Consider the following 22,400-nt stretch of genomic DNA (forward strand, 5'->3'; position numbering starts at 1 on the left):
CCCCCCCTCCTCCCGCAGCTTCCGCTTCCGCCCGTCTCGGGCCCTGGCACTGGGTCGCGTTCCTCGTCGGCGTGACGCCGCTCGTGGTGTACGCGTTCTCGCCGCGTATCGGCGACCTGGACCTGTACTTCAAGACGGCGCGTGCCTTCCTCGCCGGCGCCACGCCCAACCAGGACTTCCGCTTCGAGTACCCGCCCTACGCGCTGTTGTGGTTCGTCCCCGCCGCGTGGGTGCGCCATACGCAGTGGGAGTTCATCCCGCTGTTCGGCCTCCAGCTGGCGGTGATGGATGGGTTCATCAAGTGGGTGCTGCTGACCGAGGGCGCGCGCAAGTGGGGCAGGGCGTGGCGCTCGGTGGTGCCGTGTCTGGCGTACTCGGTGACGTCGTGGATGGCGGCGCTCTACTACCTCAAGCGCTATGACCTCATCCCCGCGGCCCTGACGATGGCGGCCCTCTTCGCGCTGGCGCGCCGCCGCGAGACGGTGGCGGGCCTGGCGCTCTCGGTGGGCGTGGTGACGAAGCTGTACCCGGTGGTGCTGGTGCCGCTCGCGCTGGCCGTGTGTTGGAAGCGCGGCACGCTGGGCAAGCTGGTGGTGGGCCTGACGCTGGGCGTGGCGCCGCTGTTGCCGCTGAGCGCGGTGTGGCCCTGGTGGGGCTTCGCGTCGTTCCATGTCGACCGGGGACTCCAGGTGGAGTCGCTCGGGGCCTCGCTGCTGTGGGCCGCGCATCACCTGGGGCTGGTCCAGGGCGTGCTCTGGATTCACGCCCCCGCGGCGTTCGAGCTGCATGGCGCGGCCGCCGAGGGCGTGAGGGCGGTGAGCCGGTGGCTGTGGGTGGTGGGCTCGCTGGGCATGGCCGCGGTGGGCATGTGGTCCGTGCGTCGCAGGCTCCCCGAGCGGATGGAGGACCTGGCGCGGCTGGCGCTGGGGCCGCTGGTGGCCTTCATCATCCTCAACCCGGTGCTCAGTCCGCAGTTCCTCACGTGGGTCATGGGCGCGGCGGCGCTGGCGCTCTTGTCCGGCTCGCGCACGGCGCCCGTGCTCATCCTCGTGGCCGCCGTCCTGTCGCGAGGTGTCTTCGTGGGGCCCTCGTACAAGTACGGGCTGGGCATTCCCCAGACGCTGCTGTTGCTGGCGCGCAACGGGATGTTGTTCGTCGCGGGCTATCTGCTGCTGCGGGATGCGTGGCGCCGGGTGGCCTCGGAAGACGCGGCGCCCAAGGCGTCGGCGGCGCTGGACTACCTGCCCGCGTCGGTGGAGGCGGGCTGCGCGGAGCCCGCGGGCATCGGGCTGGCGAGTCAGCGCCGGTAGGGCGTTCCGTTCTTCATCACCCAGCGGACCTTGCGCACGGCGGAGATGTCCCGCGTGGGGTCTCCGTCCACGGCGACGAGGTCCGCGAGCAGCCCGGCCTTCACCTGGCCGAGCCGGTCCTCGCGGTGCAGCATCCGCGCGTTGCCGGACGTGGCCGCCTGGAGCACCTGCACGGGCGTCATGCCGTACTCCACCATCAGCTCCATTTCGCGCCCGTTCTCCCCGTGGGTGAAGACGCCCGAGTCTCCACCCACGCACATGGGCACGCCCGCGGTGAGCGCCGCGCGGAAGCTGGCGCGCTTCTCCTGGATGGGGGCGGGCTCCGGACCCACGCCCTTCTTCCAGCCGTGGTAGCGGAACAGCGCGTCGCCCGCGGCGAGCGTGGGGCAGAGGAAGACTCCGCGCTGCGCCATGAGGCGGAAGACCTCCGGTGTTCCCCCATCGCCGTGTTCGATGGTCTCCGCGCCGGCGAGCACGGCGCGGCGCATGCCTTCGGGCGTGCTGGCGTGGACGGAGACGGGGCGGCCGCCGTCGCGCGCCGTCTCGACGATGAGCTTCATTTCCTCGAGTGAGTAGGTGGGGCGCGCCTCGCCCGAGGGGCCCCAGCGATAATCGCCGTAGACCTTCACCCAGTCGGCTCCCCGGCCCATCTGTCCGCGCACCGCGCGCACCAGGTCATCGACGCCGTCGGCTTCCTCGGCGCCCTGGGGGACGTGCCACTCGGGGGCGAAGCCCTTGGGGGCATAGGTGCCAGTGGCCACCAGGGCCCGGGTCGCCACGAGGAGGCGAGGTCCAGGGATGATTCCCTGCTGGATGGCTTGCTTGAGTCCGACGTCGGCATCACCCGCGCCCTCGGTGCCCAGGTCTCTCGCGGTGGTGAAGCCCGCGAGCAGTGTCTCTCGCGCGTGCTGGGTGGCCCGGGCCACGCGCAGGGACAGTGGCTCCTTCAGCACCTGGTCGTTCCAGCTCGTCTCGTTGTACGGGTGGAGGAACAGGTGGGAGTGGCCCTCAATGAGCCCGGGCAGGAGCGTGGTGCCGGCGAGGTCGACGACTTCCGTGCCCTCGGGCGCCTTCACCTGCGAGGCGGGGCCAGCGGCGACGATGCGCTCTCCGGTGACGAGCACCACCCAGCCCGCATGGGGCTTGGGGGTGACGCCGTCGAAGACGCTCGTGGGGCGCAGCAGGTAGGACCTTGGAGCAGGGGCCGAGGCTCCAGACTGCTGGGCCGAGGCCGTGGTGACGACGAGGGCCAGGAGGAAGGCGCGCATGGCGGTTCCGGGGAGTGGGTGTGGGGGAGGGGATGATGACGCGGCGCCAGGAAGGCAGCCACTTCGCCGCTCCCTGTCCTGGAGGGCAAGCTGGACTGAGAGGGCGCTTCAGGTGCGCTCATCCCCCGTGCTGCGAGCGCCAGCGGGGGGTGGTTAAACCCAAGGGCATGGCCCGAGAACAGAGCGTCAACGCGTTGTTGCCGGTGGAGGCCGAGCTCCAGAAGGAGAAGGCCTCCGCGCTCAAGCGCACCGGCGAGAAGCTGGAGAAGGCCCTGGCCGCGCTGGAGGGCGCCGAGCGCGAGCTCTTGATGTCCCGGGGCCCCACGCGGGCGGTGCGCCTGGAGCGCTACCGCGAGGTGCGCAAGGAGGCGGAGCTGCAGCGTTGGTACCTGATGGTGCAGCGCGAGGCGTGTGGCATCCGCAACAACCGGGACCTGGACCTGATGTACCCGATGCCTCCGCTGGTTCGGGAGTGACACCGGGGGGGCGGGCATTGGTGGGGTGACTTGTCCCCTGTGTGATGGATCTACCCATTGGATCGCTTGCGGGTCACATCGAGAGTTGGCTACGCCGAAACCTGAACGGTTCCGCGCCCTTGCCCCTCCCGCGCGCGGACACCGGACAATCAATCTGCCAAGCCTGTGCGACCAAGACTCGCGATCCGTTTGGCCGACCCGCTTGCGGTCCATGACCTCTGCAAGCCCCGCACCGACGATGACCTGCCGCTATCATGAGCGGCGCGCCTCGGGGCCGGGTGCGCGCAAGCGCGGAACTCGTCGTGCTCGGATTGGTGCGGCTGCCAGCCATTGCCTCGGCCTACCTGCTGCCTGCGCTTGACGGTCCCTACCTGGTACCTGGGGACCGCAATAACTGGCAGCGACTGCATTCTCCGCTTGAGCAGCGCCGCGTCCCTCGCATCCTGAGCCGGCGCTTCCGCGCCAACCCGGTTGGCTATCTTCGAGACATCGAAGATGGGCTCAGGCCATATGTGCCGGCGTAGAGCCAATGGGGTGCGTGCCCGAACTGGAGACTCCCAGTCCATCGAGCGAATGAAGGACGTGCTGAAATTGTACGCGTATCCCCTGTGCTCGGCTGAACCTGTCGTGTGCTTTGTTGTAGGATGTCGCCAATCACTACCCGGGCGCGGAGCCCATCCACTTGGTGCTCGACAACCGCAGCATCCACGGCCGCCTCGCCCTGGGGGTGCGGTATGGGATACGAGCAGGACGTCGACCCTGGGGCCGATTCAGCGTGCATTACCCGCCTGCGCACAGGAGCTGGTTCAATCAGGCGGAGGTAGTGATTTTCCCGCGCTTTCGTTGGTGCCTCGGCAATTGGTGCATTCCAACCCGAAAGAAACGGGATCAGGAATCAGACGCCTGGGAGCTGTGGGCCAACCGCCAGCAGCTCCGAATCCGCTGACGATTCACCGTGCCGAAGGGCCGGGCGAGGTCCGGCGAGGACCCACCCATCCCCTCCTGGTCAAGGACTGGCTTCGAAATCCCAGGAATGCCTGTCTGGGCATGCTGACGCCCTCGCGCCCGTCCTCCTCTCTTCTCCTCGTCTGGCCTCGAAGCTGTAGGCATATTGCTCGGCATGCTTGGAATTCCTGTTACGCGTCGCGGGATTCATGCGCGGCATGACGGAGGGTGATTTCAGAATGTCAGAATGTTGATGTATTGATCCCCCCGCAAACGGTCGGCCAGCGGTCGAGGTGCGTTTGCGCGCTTGGGCACGGGGATATGTCACAACGGGTATGGATCGGGGCGGTCGTCGTGTGGGGCCTGCTCGGCGGAGGCGCCTGTGAGAAGCAGGCGCCCATCACGGATGTCACCGAGGGAGGGCCCGTCGCGGCCCGATTCGAGGGTGGCATGCTCACCGTGGCCGAGGTCGAGCGAGAAAGCCGGCGCCTTCCTCCCGCGCTGCGCGCGAAGTTCGAGACAGGGCCCGGTCGTCGGGAGTTCATCCGCTCGTTGGTCGACAAACGATTATTGGCCCTTGAGGCCGCGCGCCAGGGTTTGACCGCGACTCCCGAGATTCGCAGGCAGGTGCGAGAGCTTGAGGAGCGCTTGAGCATCGAGGCGCTCCTGGCGGCGGAAGAGCATGCTGCTGCGGCCCCCACGGAGGCCGAGGCCCGTGCCTTCCATGAAGCCCACGTGGAGCGTTTCGCCGAGCCGGAGCGACTGAGGGTGGCCCGGGTGCTGGTGTCAGTGGCGTCTGGCAGCACGAAGCATGCCTGGGAGCAGGCAAGGGCTCGCGCCGACGGGTTTCGCAAGCGTCTGTTGGCGGGCGAGCCGGTAGGGAAGGTGGCGGTGGAGGGGGAGGGGCCGGAGCGGATTCGCGGTGGAGACCTGGGGTTGCTGGCCCGCGGCGAGCTGGGAAGCGAACCGCAGGAGAGGGCGGCCCTGGCGCTGACGAAGGTCGGTGCCGTATCCGGAGTAGTGGAGTCCTCCGAAGGTGTCTTGGTTCTGGTGCTGCTGGATCGGCGGCCCGCCAGGGTTCCCGCCTTCGAAGAGGTTCGCGCGGCGGTCCTGGGCCAGATGCGACCAGGTGGCCAGCGCAAGGTCCTGTCTCAGGTGCTGACGCGCTTGCGGACGGCGGCCCACGTCAAGTTGGAAGAGGGCGACGCGACAACCACGGCCGCTGAGACCAGCGCCGGGGCGCGGCGCTGACGCGGCAAACAGCGGTCTTCCGTGTAGGAATCGAGGGGGAGCCGTGCTCCTTACGCTTTCGAAGAAGTTCCTGACCTGCGTCGTCTTGATGACTGGCCTGGTGGTGGGCTCCGTCGCCCATGCACAGGCGCGTGTCGCGACCACGTTTCCCCTGGTGCCGCTCCGGCCGGGCATCAACGCCCTGGATCTCGGCTTCTCGACCGAGGGGGACGCGACCCAGCTTCGGGTGGCTGTGAAGGCGACCTCCGCGTCCACGGGAGTCCTCGTGGATGTGCGCGATGTCATCGTCGATCGGGACCTCGCGGGTGCCATCCCCTTCCATCTTCGGGTTCCCCTGCGGCGTGAACTGCCGGTGGACGCCGTGGTGGATGTGGAGGCGCAGCCGGTCAGTGGCGGCACCGGTTCGCCCCTGCTGGCGCACTATGACCTGAGCACGCCACCCCTCGTCCTGCCGGCGGGCTCCATCCAGGTCAATGCGAGCGCGGACCTCTCGCAGTTGCTCGTGCGCATCACCGCCCAGGGGCAGCTCGCTCATGCCGAGCTGTCTCTAGTGGGTGCCTCGGTCGAGGCGCTGCGGCGCGTGCACGGCAGCCTGAGCGACGCGGAGTCCGTGGCCTTCGCGAGCGTGCGCCGGGAGGTGGGGCGTCCTCGTGTTCAGGGGGCGGGGCAGGTGGACTTCGTCATCACGCTTCCCGAGGGCGTCAAGGTCCCCGGGGACGGCGTCGTCGTGGCCGATGTAGCGGTTCATGACCCATACGGGCGGGTGGTGAACACGTCGGCGGTCGAGTTCACCAGTGGGCGGGCCTTCGATCCTCTCGTGGATATCTCCGTGAGCCCAGCGCCCCTGTTGCTGAAGGGGGGCTATGGCACCACTGTTCCGCTAAAGGTCACGGGCCATTTCGCGCTGGGTGGGGATGTGGACCTCAGCGGTCCCAGGCAGGGGGTGGTCTATGCGTCCTCCGACTCCCGCTATTTCGTCGTCTCTCCAGAAGGGCTCGTACAGGCGAGGGAGGATGGAACGGGTCAGGTGACCGTGAGCTTCGCCGGGGCCACGGCCACCGCGGACATCATCGTCGACTCCGACGCCGACCTCTCCTCGCTGCGAATCGAGCCGTCCCAGCCGCAGGTGTCACGCGTGGGAGGCGACACCCAGCTCAAACTGGTCGGCGTCCTCACGGATGGTCGGCTCGTCGACCTCACGTCCGGAGCACTGGGAACGGTGTGGACGTCAGAGCGACAGGACGTGGCGACCGTGGGCCGTGACGGCCGGGTGTCGGGCATCCGTCCGGGTGTCGCGCGCCTTCGAGCGAGCCGCGATGGGGTCGAGCCTGTCTACGTCGACGTCGTCGTGCGTGATGGAGCCCCCACCGTGCGCGTCGTCGCGCCCTCGAGTGTCACCGCGGGCAGCGCATTCGATCTCCACGCCACCGCCACGGACGACATCGCCGTGGCCTACGTGGAGTTTCTGGTCAATGGGGCGCCCGCGGGGCGCGTGACGCAAGCCCCGTACGCGCTACGTGTCCAGACACCTCCCTACGGAGGGGCGACCCTCACGCTCTCCGCCGCGGTCGTGGACAGCGAAGGCAAGCGGGTGGTGGGCAATGAGCTGAAGGTGAAGGTCGCGGGGACTCCGCTGCCCAGCAGCCAGCCCATCACCATCGAGCTGCCCGCGCCAGGAGCGCTCCTGGTCCAGGGGCTGCCCCAGGTCCTCCGGGTCACGAGTGGGGACTGGATGGGCGGTGGCCTGGCGGCGGACGACTTCCAGTTGGTGCGCTACTACGTCGATGACGCGACGGCTGGAACGGTCGACCTGCCCCGGGTGGAGATTCGCAAACACCCGGTGACCGGTGCCGCCATCGCCGTGCCGCTCTGGGAGCTTGCCTTCACGCCCCGGCAGGGCACCGCGGGCTCGAGCGTGGCCTTTCGCGTGGAAGCGTTGGACCGCGCGGGCGCGCTGGTTCGCTCGGAGACGCTGTTGGTGCGCGTCGTTTCCGACGCGCCACCGCTGCTGACCTTGCAGCAGCCGCGCGGAGCCACCGCGGAGGCGGTGGCCGCCGTCCCCATGCAGGTGGCGGGAACGGTGAGCGACGACGCGATGGCATTTGGCACGCTGGTGACACTGAGGGTGGATGGCACCTCGGTGGACTCCGTCCGGCTGACACGAGGGAGCGTGGGCGGTACGTCCCTGGGCATCGAACCGTTCTCTCTCCGGTGGACACCTCCGGAGCAAGACGTGGGGAGGGTTCGTCAGCTCGAAGTGGTCGCCACCGACAGCGCGGGGCAGGAGCGCCGGCAGCGGGTGGATGTCACCGTCAAGGCGGATCGTCCTCCGCAAGTCGCCATCCTGAGCCCCGCCTCTTCCGCGACCTGGGTGGGAGGCTCTCTCATCGAGCTGTCCGCGAAGGTGGTGGATGACACGGCGGGAGCCGTGGAGGTCGTCTGGACGGTGGGCGGCATCCCCGTGGGGAGCTCCGCCGTGGAGCCCTATCGCGTCTCCTATGCGTTGCCCGTGGTGAAGGAGCAGACCCCGCTCACGGTGACCGCGCGGGCGCGTGATGCCTCGGGCCTCACGTCGCGGGGGGACGTGACGTTCTTCGTCGTTCCAGACGCAACCCCGCCCTCCGTCTCCTTCGTCGTTCCGCGAGATCAGGCCCGGGTTCCAGAGACCCAGGATCTGCTCGTCACCGTGGCCGGGCTCGACGATGTGGACGTGGTGAAGGTGGAGCTGCGCTTGGACGACGTGCTGGTCCACACGGACAGCTCGCCTGGAGAGAACGGCGGGGTGCGTGGCTCGTTCGTCACGCACGCGCTGGTGGAGGCTTCCAGGCTTCAGCCAGGGCAGACGCACGTGCTGACGGCGAGGGCCTACGATGCGTCTGGCAACCAGGGCTCGGCGCCAGTGATTCGTGTGCTCGCCCAGGAAGACACCGCGCCCGAGGTGTCCTTCATCGCAACCACTCCGACAAAAGCCACTGCCGGTACTCGCGTGGACGTAGAGGTGAGCGCGCGGGACGACGTGGGGGTGAGGTCCGTGGAGCTGTGGATGGACGGGCAGCGCGTGGGCGTTGCCACCGCGCCCCCCTATCGCTTCGCCGTCAACGCGGCGCTTCCCGCCCGCTCAGTTGTTCTGGAGGCGCGGGCGACGGATGGGACCCGGGTCCAGACGGCGCGGCACACCCTCTCCATCGAGGAGGACACGCGGGTCCCGCTGCTGACCTTCCGCGCGCCTTCGCCAGGAGCCCCCGTGTTCGCGGGCCGCCCACTCCAGGTGGAGCTTGCCGCCTCGGACGATGTCGCCGTGCAGCAGGTGGAGCTGTTCACGTCCACCAGCCTGGGCGTGCAGACCACGGGGACAATGGAGGGGCTCTACACGGTGTACCGCTGGACGATGCCCGTGAACGAGAGCCTCGTGGGCGGGAAGCTGACGCTCAGGGCCGTGGCCACGGACTCCTCCGGGCTCACCGCGGAGCGCCTGTTGGAGATTCCGGTGGTGAAGGATGAGGCGCCCGTGGTGGGCATCTTCGCTCCTGCTCCCGGGACACCGTACAAGGAGGGCGACGACGTCACCCTGGCCTTCACCATGGGGGACGATGATGGCGTGGTCGGCTTCGTGGGGCTGTCCGGAGGCGTGCGTGAGAAGCCCCTCCCGGAATCAGGAACGCCCCTGGTGCTGAACGGGCAGCAGCTCCTGGGTGTACGAGCCCCCATCATCAGCAAGGGGCTGCCGCCGTCGGTGGGCGTGGAGGCGTTGGATACCGGAGGGCAGACGGGCAAGGCGGAGGTCCACCTCCAGGTGATTCGCGACATCGAGGCCCCGTCGGCAGTGCTCGTCACGCCCCTGCCTCGTCCAGAAGGGGAGCGGCTCACGGTTCGAAAGGACGGTGCGTTGGGGCTCCGGGTGGAGGTGGGCGACGACGTCCGTGTGTCCAAGGTCAGCCTGACATTGGATGACCACCCTGTCGTGACGAACGGAGGCGCGGAGGTCCTGGTGGTCAAGGACTCCCGCCATGAGGAGACGCGCACGCCCAACCCCCTGTCACCCGGGGAGATCATCACCAGCCGTCGATTCCTGGCCAGCTTCGAGGGGACGCTCGACCTCAGCGGCCGGGCTCCGGGCATTCATCGCTTGACGGCACGCGCGCTGGATCCCGCGGGAAACGGAACCGATACCCGCGAGCTGGTCTTCGAGATCGTGGAGACCCAGGACACGGAAGCCCCGAGCCTGACGCTGCGGTTGACGGGAACGCCGTCGGCGAGGACGTGCGTTGCGGGCTCCTCCGTCACGCTCCAGGCATTGGTCATGGACGACGGCAAGGTCCGGTCCCTTGCGGTCGAGGCGGATGGGAAGGCGCTCGCGGTCCCAGCTTTCGACCCCATCGCGAAGCTGCCGCAGTCCTGGTCTCTGACCCTGCCCGCGCTGGGCGTGGAGGGGCCCCGGACCTACGCCGTGAAGGCCCAGGCCACGGACCTGGCGGGGCGTACGACCCACGCGACGCTGACGTGTGAGCTGATCCCAGATGCCGCGCCCAGCATTCGCTGGGTGAAGCCCACCGAAAATGCGTCGTTGACCGAGGAGGCCGCGCAGCAGGTCCAGGTGGAGGTCGAAGAGGATACAGGCGTCTCCGCGGCCTGGCTGGTGGCGTCGACGCGGGCCCCGGCGAGCTTCGGCGCCGATGGGCACTTCCTGCTCCCCACGCCCGCCGCCACGGGAGGGCTCTACGCCGGTCAGGTTCGCCTCGAGTTCGGAGAGGCCCAGGTCTTCGACCTGCGAGCCCGACCGACGGCGCTGGAGGTCCAGCCGCCCTTGACGGGGCAGTTGGGAGCGTCCCCCCGAAGGCTGGTGCTTTCCGCGCCGACCGAGGCGGCCGCCGGCCTGCGTGGCGAGGTGCTCTATCGCTTCACCCTGACTCCAGGCCTGGAGGGCAACGCACAGGTCCAGGCCTTCCTCGCGGCGAATCCCGGAGGACGGCGAACGTTCAACCTGGGCACCGCCGCTCAGCACGCGGAGGTGCTGACCTTCCCAGCGGGTATCCAGGTCGAAGAGGTCAAGGTGACCCTTCTGCCCTCGGAGTCGGGGGCGGCCGCGGCCATCACCGAGGTGGGAGTCCGCTACGAGACGAACATGGTTCAGGTCCGCGCCGTGGCGGCCGGGGAGCGGCTGACGGTTCGCCCGTGGGCCATGAGTGTCCAGCCAGGACAGCTGGGCACGTCGAGCGCCGAGCAGCGGATGCCCGAAGGCTGGGCGCCCAACCCGGCGCTACTGACGCTCGCGGTGAGGGACCTCGCGGGTGCGGTGGCGGTGCAGAGCCGGCAGGTACGGGTGGGCGCGGACGTTCGCGGTCCCACGGTGCGCATCACGCAGCCGCTGACGGGGACGTCCCGCGTGCGCCAGGAAAGCTTCAATGTCCAGGTCGAGGCGCAGGACGAGGTCGACGTCCGGCGGATCGAGCTGCTCGTGGACGGCGTCAGCCGGGGTGTCCGTGAAGGCATCCGGCTTGGATCGGTGTCCTTTCCGGTGAGCATTCCCACCGCGACGGTGGGCACGCCGCTCCAGTTGATCGCGGTGGCCGAAGACCGCGCTGGCAACACCCGCACGTCTTCCACGGTCTTTCTTGAGATCGCCGAGGACCAGGGGCCGAAGGTGGGGCTGTCCCGGCTGGAGTACCACCTGGGCGGAGACGTCGCGGGCAACTATCGCGCGGTGCCCGAGGTGGAGCTGCGCACGGGCCATGTCCGGTTGCTGCAAGGTGCCGCGCATCGCGTGCAGGTGGACGCCGAGGACGACGTGGGACTCGTCCGGGTGGAAGCGCACTACGCGGGCCAGCGCATCTTCGAGCGGGACCTGGCGGCGGGACAGAAGACTTTCTCCCACGGCCTCGACTTCATGCCACCGACGGGGGCCAGTGGTGCGGCGACTGCCCTGGTGGTGACGGCGAAGGACAGCCAGGGTGTCGTCCGAAGCACCCAGCTGCTCGTCGAGGGGCGCCAGCCCACGGCGCCGGCCCTGGCCATCGCGAGCCCGGCCCCGGGTGCGACGCTCACCGAGGGGAGCATCTCGTTGCAGCTTTCCGCGGTGTCGGGTGACGACACCTCGGTGGCGCGCGTTCGGTTCTTCATCAATGGGCAGCTCGCGCTGACAGTGCCGCGCCCCGAGGCGCGGTTGATCGAGACCCTCCCGACGGATGGCAGTCCTGAAGCCGGGTTTCCGTTGGCGCGTGATCCCGCGCTGCGAGGGGCCATCGCGTCCCTGTCCGCGCCCTACAAGGACAGCGCGCTGCTCCAGGAGTTTCGTGGCCGCGTCATGTTGCCGCCGGGCTTCGTGGAGCTGGACCCGACCCGCCCCGACGTCGGGCTCGTGCTCCGTGCGGTCGCCACGGACCTGGAAGGGCATGACACGGTGGTGGAGCAGGTCGTCCGCGTGGTCGCGGACACCACGCTTCCCCAGGCGATCATCCTGACTCCGTCCCTCGGCAAGGACCTGGTGGAGGGGAGTCCCGTCCATATCGAGGTCGTGGGGACGGATGACACCTTCGTTCAGGACGTGGAGATCCTCGTGGGCCCCACCCTGGATACGTTGAAGGTCATCCGCCGCGCGGGAGGTTTCCCGCCCGAGAATGCCATCGAGAGTGGGGGGTACTCCGTTGCCAGTCCGGTGGTGAGCGCGGACTTCACGCTGCCGAGGCTCAGCGAGCTGGGCGCGGGGGACTCGGCCCCGTTCCTCATCGCCGCGAGGGTGCGTGACTCCGCGGGCAATGCCAGCGAGCAGGCCCTCCAACTCGTGGACGTGGTGAGGGATCAGGCTCCCTCGGTGGCGCTGGTCTCGCCCTCGGATGGCCGACCGGTGGTGACGCAGTCCCTGGTCCCAGTGATGGTCGCGGCCGAGGACGACGTGGCGATCACCAGTCTGCGGCTGAAGGTCAATGGCGCCTTCCTGGACACCATTCTGCGTGCTCCCCCGTTCGCCTTCCTCGTCTACGTGCCCGCCGGGGCCGAAGCCGTGGAGCTCCAGGCCTTCGCGACGGACTCCTTCTTTCACGAGGTCCGCAGTCAGGTGGTGAGGTTGCCCGTCGTGGATGACCGGCCTCCCACGGTGGCCATCGCCGAGCCCCGCCAGGGCCAGAAGGTGACCCAGGGGCGCGACTTCGCCTTCGTCGTGGCGGCCCAGGACGATGTCGGCGTCCAGTCCGTGGAAGCAACGGTGGATGGTGGGCTGGGTGGAACGCTGACCTTTGTCGGCACCAGCGCGCCCTATCGCTTCCGGGTGCCGCTGCCTCCGGGCTCGGCCGGGCGCACGCTCGTCCTGAAGGCGCGCGCACGCGATACCTCGGGCCAGGAGACGCTGGCGCCCACCCAAGAGGTGGAGGTGCAGGCGGATACGGCGCTCCCGACCGTGAGCTTCCGCGCCCCCGCCGACCAGTCCGAGATCGTGGCCGGTCAGCTGCTGCGCATCGAGGCGGATGCCGACGACAACGTCGCGGTGGTGCGGGTGGACCTGTCCATCAATGGAGTCCGGCTGGCGACGATGCCCGCGCCGCCCTTCGTGGCCAACTACCGTGTCCCCAGGGAGCTGGCGGATAGCGACCTGATTCTCGAGGCGAAGGCGACGGACGCCTCTGGCAACGAGCGCGCGGCCACGGTGGAGGTCGGCGTGGTGGAGGATGAGCCACCCACGGTGACGCTGGAGCCGGTGTCGGGTCTGGTGGTGGGGCGGCCTTCCGTGCTCTCCGCGCATCCAGCCGACGACCTGGAGGCCGTGGCCAGCGTGGGCTTCTTCATCACGCGACCTGGTGGAGAAGAGGTGGAGGTGGGGCGGCGCCATCAGCTGCCCTTCCAGTTCGTCTACACACCTGACAGGACCGAGGCCGAGCAGACGCTGGTGTTCCGTGCTCGCGTCGTGGACCTGGCGGGGCAGGAGGACTGGAGTGAATCCAGGTCCGCCGTGGTGGCGAAGGACCAGCCCCCCACGGTGGTCATCGTCAAGCCTCTGCCTGACAGCGCCATCTTCGAGAGCACGCTGGTGCGGGTGGAGGCGGATGCACGGGATGTGGAGGAGCGCGTCAAGGCCGTCCATTTCTTCGTGGATGGACGCAGGGTCGCGACCGCCAACGCGCCGGCGGGCTTCGCGGGCAAGCCGACCGTCTTCGCGGCGAGCTTCCAACCCGACGTCGGCAGCGGCAATCGCGCCCTGAAGTTGATGGCGGTGGCCGTCGACTCGGTGGGCCAGGAGACGCAGTCGGACATCGTCACCCTGGGCACGGTGCGTGACACCGTGGCCCCCACGGTTGAACTCGTCGAACCGCCAGGCCTCGACGTGGTGACCGAGGGGACGCTGATGCCGATGGCGGCGGCGGCCCTCGACAACGCGGCGATAGCGGGCGTGACGTTCCATGTGGACGGTGTCGTCGTGGGAACCACCGCCGTGTCCCTGCCGGGGCCGTCGGGGCGTCCGCTGTATCGCCATGAGTGGCTCGTCCCGACAGGTGTCGCGGGCACGCAGCGGCAGGTCCGCGCCTCGGCCGTGGACCCAAGCACGAACCGCGGAGAGTCCATGCCCGGGTGGGTGGAGATTGGCATGGCGCCCGCGCAGACCTTCAATCCCTTCCCGGGTCTTGGCACGCAGACCGTGCTGAGGGGCGGGGACTCGGCTCGGCGGGTCCTGTCGGGGGTGACGGACGGCACGACCTTGAACCGGGTGGCGGTGACGCAGGTGGATCAGGGGACGACCACGGCCCTGGGCTCCTTCGACGTCGAGGGGCCCCCTCGGGCCATGGCCTTCCACGGCAACCTCGCGCTGGTCGCCACCAGTCGGTCCGCCCCGCGGGGCGGCGGCTCCATCCCGCCCCGGTTGACAGTGCTGGACCTCGCCACGACGCCCTTCCTGAGCCTTGGCTCGGTCGACCTTCCTGGCGAGGACGTTCACGGCGTCGCCTCGGCCGGGCGGCTGGCTTTCGTGGCGAACGGAGACGTGGGGGTGGCGGTGGTGGATCTGGGCGAGCCGGCTCAGGCCTCTCCGATGCGTCTGGATACCGTCGTCACGGAGGGACCCGCGCTGGACGTCGCCGTTCTCGGCGACCTGCTGCTGGTGGCAGCGGGGCCCGCGGGGCTCCAGGTGCACAGCCTGCGAGACCCCCTGCTCCGTCCCAGTGGCTTCGTGGCACTGCCGGGCGAGGCGATCCGTGTGGTGACCCAGGGTTCGCTCGCCTACGTGGCGTGCCGGGATGCCAATGCCACGCTGGCTGTGGTGGACGTCTCCAACCCCGTCGAGCCGCTGGTGCGCGCGCTCCTGCCTCACCGCTCCGAGCGGGCGGATCTGCTGGCCACTGGCCTGTCCGACGTGGCCGTGAGCGGGAACCTCGCGGTGGTGGTCGCCTCGCTGCGCAACGCCACGAACCAGCCCGTGAAGGGGCTGCTGTCCGCGTCGGTGCTCCGCTCGGATGGAACGGCGCCCATCTTCGTTCGTGCAAACCTCCCGCGCGCGGGTGGGGTGACGATCGAGTCAGGCGCCCCCGTCGCCCAGTACGGCGACCAGGGAGCCGCTGTCTACAACCTGCCCGACTTCGTCGTCACCTGGGTCTCGCCCGTGGATGGTGACGCCCAGGTGCCCGTGGGGGCCGTGGTGTCCCTCGAGTTCTCCGCGCCGCCGAACCCCGACACGGTCACCGCACAGACCGTCATGCTTCGTGAAGCCGACCCCACCCTGGGCCGGGTCATCACGGCCACGGTCGCGACGAACGGACGCCGCGTGACGCTGACGCCCTCCTCGAGGCTGAAGGTCTCCACGCCATATTTCGTCTCGGTCACCAAGGCCGTGACGAATGGCAACGGCCTGCCGCTCGCCGAGTCGTTCATCGCCCGGTTCGCGACGCTGTCCACCGTGGAGCCCGCTCCGGTGGTGGTGAGGGTGTCACCCGGGGCAGGCCCGCTGGAGGGGGGCCTGCGAGTCACCGTGTCCGGCGACCACTTCGTGCCGGGGGCCCAGGTGTTCTTCGCAGGTGCCGAGGGACGCGGAGTCTCGGTAGCCCCGGATGGCAAGAGCTTGAGCGTCGTCGTTCCCGCCCAGCAGAAGGGGCCGGCGGTGGTGACGGTGGTGAATCCAGATGGAGGGGAGGGGTCGCTGGTCGGCGGCTTTGTCTACCTGCCCATCCTCCAGGTCTCCTATGTGTCGCCGGCCTCGGGCTCCGTGGACGGAGGCACGCGTGTGGAGATCTCAGGCGGGGGCTTCCAGCGTGGCGCCACGGTGACGTTCAATGGAGTGCCCGCGACACAGGTCCGGGTGCTTGCCCATGGCCGCCTGGAGGCGCTGACCCCGCCCGGGGCCTTCGGGGCCGCGGACGTCGTGGTGCGCAATCCGGACGGAGAGAGTGCGTTCGTCGCGGGCGCGTTCCTGTACAGCAAGCTGGTCGTTGCCTCGATCATTGGGCGTTACGACCCAAGCATCGATGGAGAGACACAGCCCGACCATCGCCTGTCGCGAGGCACTCCGCTGGCGGTCTCCCTGCGTGAGAAGACGGCCTGGGTGCTGTCCTCGGCCCAGGTCCACGCGCAGGCCAAGACTCCTGCGGAGTTGCTGACCCGGAGCACGCCAGGAGGCCTGGGCGCGGTGGATGTCTCCGTTCCGGAGAACGCCTCCGTGCTGGGGGGTGTCTCCATCCTTCCGCCCTACGAGCCCTCGGACCTGGCCGTGCGGGGGACGCGTGCCTATGTGGTCGCCAACGCGCCGACGCTGCCGTTCATCGACGCCGTGGGGGAGGGTGGCCCGTCCCTGCTCGTGTTTGATTTGACCAATCGCTCCGCGCCCACCCACCTGGATGCGGTGCCCTTCCAGGGAACGGCCCACTCCATCGCGCTCGCGGGTGACCTCGCGCTCGTGGCGGCTGGCGACGCGGGCCTGGTGATCTTCTCCCTGGCCACCCCGGATCGACCGGTGTTGCTGGGCGCCCAGCAGCGCTTCCTGATGGCGGGCTCCATGGCCCCTGTCAGCGTGGATCGCGTGGCGGTCAGCGGGCGCTTCGCGCTGGTCCAGGCCCATCGGGACGGTGCTTCCAGCACGCTCCTGGTGGACTTGACGACGCCAGGGCTGGCGGCGGTGGGGGAGCTGACGGACGCCCTCGGAAGCGTGTCGATGCGCGGGACGCAGGCTCTGTCCGCCTTGCGAACGCTGCGGACCGTGTCCCTGACGCCGGCTTCGCGTCCGTTCGTCCAGGCCATGGTTCCTCCGCTGCTCTCCTCGGGGGTCTTCGTCGGTGCCTCCACGAGCCAGCACGTCGCGGCGGCCATCCTGTCGCCGCTCGGAGCGCAAGGGAGCCCCGCGGCGCTCCAACTGGTGGAGGCCTCGAACCTCGCGGCGCCCCAGAGCATCGATGCGCTCGACCTGTATCCGGGAACCAGCCTCTCCGACGTGGACATCGAAGGGGATGTCGCGGTCGTCTCCATCTCCGAGACGGTGCGAGGCGAGGCACTCGATGGCCTCGCCATCGTCAAGATGCCCTTCCCGGTGGTGGTGGCAAGCCGCCCCCTGGCCGGAGAAGAGGCGGCCCGTCCGACCGAGGTTCCGAGGCTGACGTTCAACATGCCAGTGGAGCTGTCGCCCACCGCCCACATCCAGCTCGTGAAGATGAACGGGTCCGCCACGGGCGCCGAGGTCCCCGTGACGTCGGCCGTGTCGGGAGTGGAGCTGTCGATCTCTCCCACCCTGGAGCTGGCCACGGCGACGTCCTATCGGCTGCGCGTCTCGGGTATTCGCGGCGTGAGCGCCCAACCCGAGAGCCCGGGGCCGTCGATGCCGGGCACCTTCACGCTCGAGTTCAAGACCTCCGCTATTCGCAACGCGGTTCCCATGGCCCTCTCCGCCCTCCATCCCCGCCAGGGACCGACGGCGGGCGGAACCCAGGTGACCCTCGAGGGCAGCGGCTTCGACAGCTCGCTGGAGGTGCGCTTCAACGGCCTGTTGGCGAGCCAGGTCACCGTCGCCGAGGACGGCTCCCAGGTCACGCTGCGGACGCCTCCAGGAGTCGAGGGCGCCGCGACCCTGGAGCTCAAGAGTGCCTCGGGCGGAGCCGTGCTGCGGCCCGGTGCCTTCCTCTACACGGAGTCACTCGCGCTCACCGGGCTGTCGCCCAGTCGCGGCCCCACAGCGGGCGGGACGCGGGTGGTCCTGGAGGGGCGTGGCTTCTCTCCCACGGGGACCGTGCGGGTTCGCTTCAACGGAGTGGAGGGGTACCTCACTCGCGTCCTGGGGCTGAATCGGTTGGAGGTCTACACCCCCAATGGCCAGCGGGGGCCGGCGGACGTCGTGGTGGAGAACCCGGATGGCACCACGGTGGTCCTGGAGGATGCCTTCGTCTTCGATCAACCCACGGGTGCCTCGGTGTCGCTCGGCGGCGCGCTGCGCGACGCGGTGGTCATTGGCACTCATGCCTATGTGGTGGGGAGCCGTGGCCTCGACATCATCGACATGTCGGGCCTCTATACGCGCGGCCCGAAGGCGGATGCCGGCATCGCCATTCCCCCGGAGCTCCAGGCGAAGCAGGTGGACGAGGACAAGGACGGCGTCGACGACCGCGTCATCGGGAGCGTCGGTGGTGGTGACCTGTGGGCGGTGTCCTATCCGCCCTCGGAGGGAGACAGGCTCTTCGCGAGCGGTCTGCTCTCGACGGGTGGGGCCAATGGCGGCCCCACGGGCGTGGTCTACGAATACGACATCTCCAGGCCCTCCGCTCCGCGAGTGGTGGCCGCTCGCACCATCCCCGGGGCTGGCGTCTACGGCGTGGACGCACGTGGCGACCGCCTGCTCGCGGCGGCCTCGAGTCAGGGGTTCCACACCTTCGACATCTCCCATGAGCCATTCCCCATCCGTCGCTTCCCGTCTGAGGCGGGGGCCCAGGTGGTCGCCATCCAGGACGGCCTGGCCGTGGTTGGAGTGGGGATGCGCACGGCGTCGGGGACGGTCGCGGGTGGACGGCTCCAGACGTTGTCCGTGGAGGGCGCCCTTTCGGTCCTGGGAGAGCTGGAGCTGAACGTCCAGCGCATCCGCCTGCGTGGCGCGCTCGCCGTGGTGGCGGCTGGAGACGCGGGGCTGGTGCTGGTCGACGTCAGCCAGCCGGAGAACCCCACGCTCGTGGGCTCGGTGGATGTCCACGGTTTTGCCACCGATGTCCGGCTCGCGGGGGATCTGGCCTATGTGGCGGCCGGTGCCGCCGGTGTCGCCATCGTGGACCTGAGCAATCCCACCGCGCCCAAGCTGCTCTATCACGTGACAGGCGCACAGCCCGGAAGCACGACCTCCGCGGTGGTGACGCCTGGTGGGCGGCTGGTGAGCCTGCGCGAGCGAGCGTCGGGCGGAGGATGGTCACTGGACTTCGGCCCCGCGACGGACCTGTCCGTGGTGAGCGTGAGTGTGGAGCCGGGCGCCGTGGTGCCACTCGACCTCCCGTCCATCTCGGTGCTCCTGTCCACCACGGTCGCTCACGACTCCGTGGGCGCGGCAATCCAGTTGACCGCGAACGGCAACCCGCTGATGGAGGTGCCGGAGGCGGGAGATGCGCAGGACGCACGCAGCACCATCGTGTTCCCGCTGACCGCACCGCTTCCTCCGGATGCGCAAATGCGCCTGACTGTCGGCACGACGCTCCGGAGTCGGGATGGACGGACGTTGGTCGCCCCCCTCCAGGTCGACTTCCGGACGGCCATGGCCGAAGGTGTGGCGCCGCGAATCACCCGGCTGGAGCCGCGCGTGGGACCGGTCGCGGGCGGGGGGCTCAGCGAGGTCCTGGGCTTCGACTTTGATGCCACCTCCGAGGTCTACATTGGCGGGGCGAAGGCGCAGGTCCTGGCTCGCTCGTCCACACGCCTGCGCGTCGAGATTCCGGCCGGAGAGGCCGGACTGGCGGACGTGGTGGTCCTCAACGAGTCGACGGGCCTGCGGGCTCGGCGACCGGGTGGCTACTTCTACACGGTGCCGCTGCAGGCGAGTCTCGCGAGCCCCCGCTTCCTCAACCCGCGTGGCGGCAGCACGGTCGAGGTGGAGGGAGAGGGCTTCCTTCCGGACTGGGCCCACGGGCTCGGCTCCACGCAGCTCCGCGTGCGAGGGATTCCCGCGACGAGCGTGACGGTGCACTCGCCCACGCGGCTCACGGCCGTGGCGCCACCTGGCTCGTTCGGAGATGCGCCAGTGATGCTGGTGTCTCCGGACGGCATTGAGCGGAGCGTGGCCCCCAGCAAGGTGGGGTATGGCCTGCCGTTCCTGGGGGAGGAGCGGGCGCTGTCGGTGCGCCCTGGCGCGCTCGCGCCCAGTCCCTTGTCTCCATTCTACGTCTACACGTCGGGAGGCGCGGCCCACAACGGCAACAAGTTCCGGCAGGACTACCAGGGCTCCATCACGGGGGGCGGGATGATTCCCCAGTCCTTCCGGATGGCGGCCTTCGACGTGCAACTGCGTGGGCGCCCGCGCGCGGCGGGAGCGCACGACGTGATTCCGGACCCGAAGAACGAGGGGAAGGTCGACCTGCTGGTGGCCATCCTCAACAACTGGGTGCCTCGCGAGACGCCCATGCCCGACGTGGAGGTCATGCCCGATTCGCTCGACGTGGCGACGTCCGGGGATCGGCTGTACGTGGCCAATGGCTTGAGCGGGCTCTCCGTGCTGGATGGCCGTGGGACCTTGGAGCCACGGCCCGAGGGTGACCTGATGAGCCTGGGCCTGCTGGGGCGCGCGAAGCTGCCCAGCTCGGAGGAGCTGCTCGCCACACGGGTCGTCCCGACGCCGGCCGGGGCGTGGGTGCTCGCCAATGGCTTGACCGATCCTCCCTCCAACGGAGGGTCATCGACCTGTCAACCCAGCAAGGAGCAGGTGGGGGGGGATGGAAGCCTGTTCCTCGTGGACGCACGCAATCCCGCGGACCCCCTGCTGGTGGCCCACGAAGGCGGGGAGGGTTTCGAGCCCTATGGCGCCACGGTGGCGGAGGGACGGCTCTACGTCGTGACGGGGAATCACCAGGGCGTGAAGTACGCCAAATGCGAGCCGGCGCAGCCTTGGCCACCGGTGCCGTACTACTCGATGAGCGGTGGCGCGCGTGGTGGCCAGCGAACCAGCTACCCGGGGCCGACCCCGACGAAGCCGCGGGGCTCGCTGCTCATCTACTCCTCGGCGGGCGCGAACGCGCAGGTCATGGGCTCATGGAGTGAGGATGGAAACCTCACCGACGTGGTGGTGCGAGACGGGGTCGCCATCCTGGCCTCCGCCGAGTTCGGGCTCACCTTCGTGGATGTCACGGATGCGGAGCACCCCACGCTCATCCGCCGTATCGAGTTCAACGCGACGCTGTCGAACACTCCTGGAGAGCCCCAGCGCTTGAGGCTGGTCGGCGACGTACTGTTCGTCGCGGCCAATCAAGGTGGCGTGGTGCTGGTCGACGTCTCGAACATGCGCGACCCCGTGCTGCTCAGCGGCGGCAATACCGAGACGGCCATGGATGTCCTGGCCGTGGGAGATCGCCTGTTGCTCGCGGGGCAGTCACGGCTGAGTGAGCTCGAGACACCGTTCATGCTGGTGACAGGGTACGAGCCGGGACGGGGCGCGCTGGTCCCACCGTCACTGGCTCGGTTGGTCGTCCAGGTAAGCCGCCCCCTGGCGGCCGCGAGTGTGACCTCGGACACCGTCCGGTTGAAGGGTCCCGATGGTGATGTCCCCCTGACGCTCACCGTCCGCGCCGACCCGGCGAAGCTGGACTACGCGATTGTCGCCACGCTGGAGGAGCCCCTCCAGGCCCGCGCGCTGTACACGCTGGAAGTGGATGGGACGGTGACGGACCAGCGCGGCGGCGCCTTGCTGGTGCCCCTGCGCACCACCTTCCACACAGCGGACAGCGGCGCCCGCGCGCCAGTGATTGCTTCGGTGTCTCCCTCCACGGTGTCGACGGCAGGAGGGCAGCAGGTCACCGTCCTCGGGCAGGAATTGGAGGGCGTGAGCGCGGCGACGGTGGGTGGCGTTCCGGCGTCGGTCTCTCGCTCGGAGTCCGGGGAGCTGCGGCTCACGCTGCCCCCGCTCCCGGCGGGGCCCGCCGATATCCGGCTGGTCGACCAGGGAGGACCGGCGACCTTCTTCCCGGCGGGCGTGTTGGCCCTGGATTCCCTTGTCGGCAGGACGGTGACGCTGGGGCCGAGCCACGGCCCCGTGGAAGGCAAGACGCGCGTCAGGGTGTCGGTCTCGGGACAGGCCATCGCGCCAGGGACCCGCGTGTATGTAGGTAGCGAGCCGGGGGTGGACGTCGACGTCCTGGATCTCTCGTCGCTGGAGTTCTCCACCCCACGGGCCCCGGGAGCAGGCCTGGTGCCTGTCTCCCTGGTGCGTCCGGGCGAGGAGGGGGTGGTGGTGGGGACCTTCTCGTACGACCTCCCCATCGGCGTGACGATGTCCTTGCCGGGCTTTCCTCCCAAGGAGGTGTCCGACTTGAAGCTCGTGGGAGACCGGCTCTATGTCGGCGTGCCCACGCCGGGCGCTTCCGGGATGGAGATCTTCGACGTGCGCCTGGAGGAGCGTCCGCTGCGGCTGGGCACGCTCTCCACCTTGGACCCCGTGTACGGACTCGACGTGGACGGGCCTCTGGCGCTGCTGGCGAACGGCAGGTCGGGGCTCGCGGCGGTGGATGTCTCACACCCGGAGACCCCCTTCATCGTGCGGCGGGTCGCCACCCTCGGAGAGACGGTGGCGACGGGGGTCCGGCTCGAGGGGACACATGCCTATGTCACGACCACGGACACCAAGTTGGCCATGGGCCATGTCCAGGTCTTCGACGCGGCCTCCCCCGAGCTGCGCCTGGAGGGCACGGTGGTGCTCGATCAGGATGCACTCGCCCTGGACCTGGGACCCGAGCGCCTCTACGTGCTCACCTCGAGCGTCCAGGGGGCCCAGACCGATGGCCTCTCGCTTTCTATCTACACGCGCACCGGCCTGTTGCGAGGACGCATCCTTGTGGACGCGGCCTCGGGCTTCTTCGACGCGCGGGTCCGCAGCCGGGTGGTGGTGCGGGCGAAGCGCGCCTACGTCACGGCGGGAGACAAGCTCCATGTCTTCGACCTCTCCGATGAGGTCAATCCGGTACGGATGCAGGCGACCGACCTGGGGGTGGAGCTGTCGGGGATCGGCTGGGTGG

5 protein-coding genes are annotated in these 22,400 nt (G+C 69.4%); 4 read left to right on the forward strand and 1 reads right to left on the reverse strand.

Going from position 1 to position 22,400, the window contains the following annotated elements:
• On the forward strand, positions 1–1,310 hold a 1,310-nt coding region (locus FJV41_RS34605; RefSeq protein ID WP_246137602.1), incomplete at its 5' end, for a glycosyltransferase family 87 protein.
• Here the strand turns inward: FJV41_RS34605 and FJV41_RS34610 are convergent.
• Positions 1,298–2,578: a metal-dependent hydrolase family protein gene (locus FJV41_RS34610; RefSeq protein WP_141646877.1), complete on the reverse strand. Its 1,281-nt coding sequence runs from the start codon at positions 2,576–2,578 to the stop codon at positions 1,298–1,300. The two genes, FJV41_RS34605 and FJV41_RS34610, sit on opposite strands and share 13 nt — an antisense overlap.
• A gap of 167 nt (positions 2,579–2,745) precedes the next feature.
• Here FJV41_RS34610 and FJV41_RS34615 point away from each other — a divergent pair, with 167 nt between their 5' ends.
• The 3 genes from FJV41_RS34615 to FJV41_RS52590 form a co-directional block, all read left to right on the forward strand.
• Complete coding sequence (locus tag FJV41_RS34615) at positions 2,746–3,054, forward strand: hypothetical protein (RefSeq protein ID WP_141646878.1); 309 nt, start codon at positions 2,746–2,748, stop codon at positions 3,052–3,054.
• A 1,299-nt stretch (positions 3,055–4,353) separates the two neighbouring features.
• The gene (locus FJV41_RS34620) at positions 4,354–5,250 is read left to right on the forward strand and encodes a peptidylprolyl isomerase (protein ID WP_174487440.1); all 897 of its coding nucleotides are present in this window, start codon (positions 4,354–4,356) and stop codon (positions 5,248–5,250) included.
• 43 nt (positions 5,251–5,293) lie between these two features.
• On the forward strand, positions 5,294–22,400 hold a 17,107-nt coding region (locus FJV41_RS52590; RefSeq protein ID WP_181791131.1), incomplete at its 3' end, for an Ig-like domain-containing protein.

The sequence above is a fragment of the Myxococcus llanfairpwllgwyngyllgogerychwyrndrobwllllantysiliogogogochensis genome, from assembly GCF_006636215.1.
GTDB lineage: Bacteria > Myxococcota > Myxococcia > Myxococcales > Myxococcaceae > Myxococcus > Myxococcus llanfairpwllgwyngyllgogerychwyrndrobwllllantysiliogogogochensis.

Bases quoted from the DNA above. Each gene is read 5' to 3' on its own strand.
- FJV41_RS34610 (WP_141646877.1), bottom strand. From the start codon at position 2,578: ATGCGCGCCTTCCTCCTGGCCCTCGTCGTCACCACGGCCTCGGCCCAG.
- FJV41_RS34615 (WP_141646878.1), top strand. From the start codon at position 2,746: ATGGCCCGAGAACAGAGCGTCAACGCGTTGTTGCCGGTGGAGGCCGAG.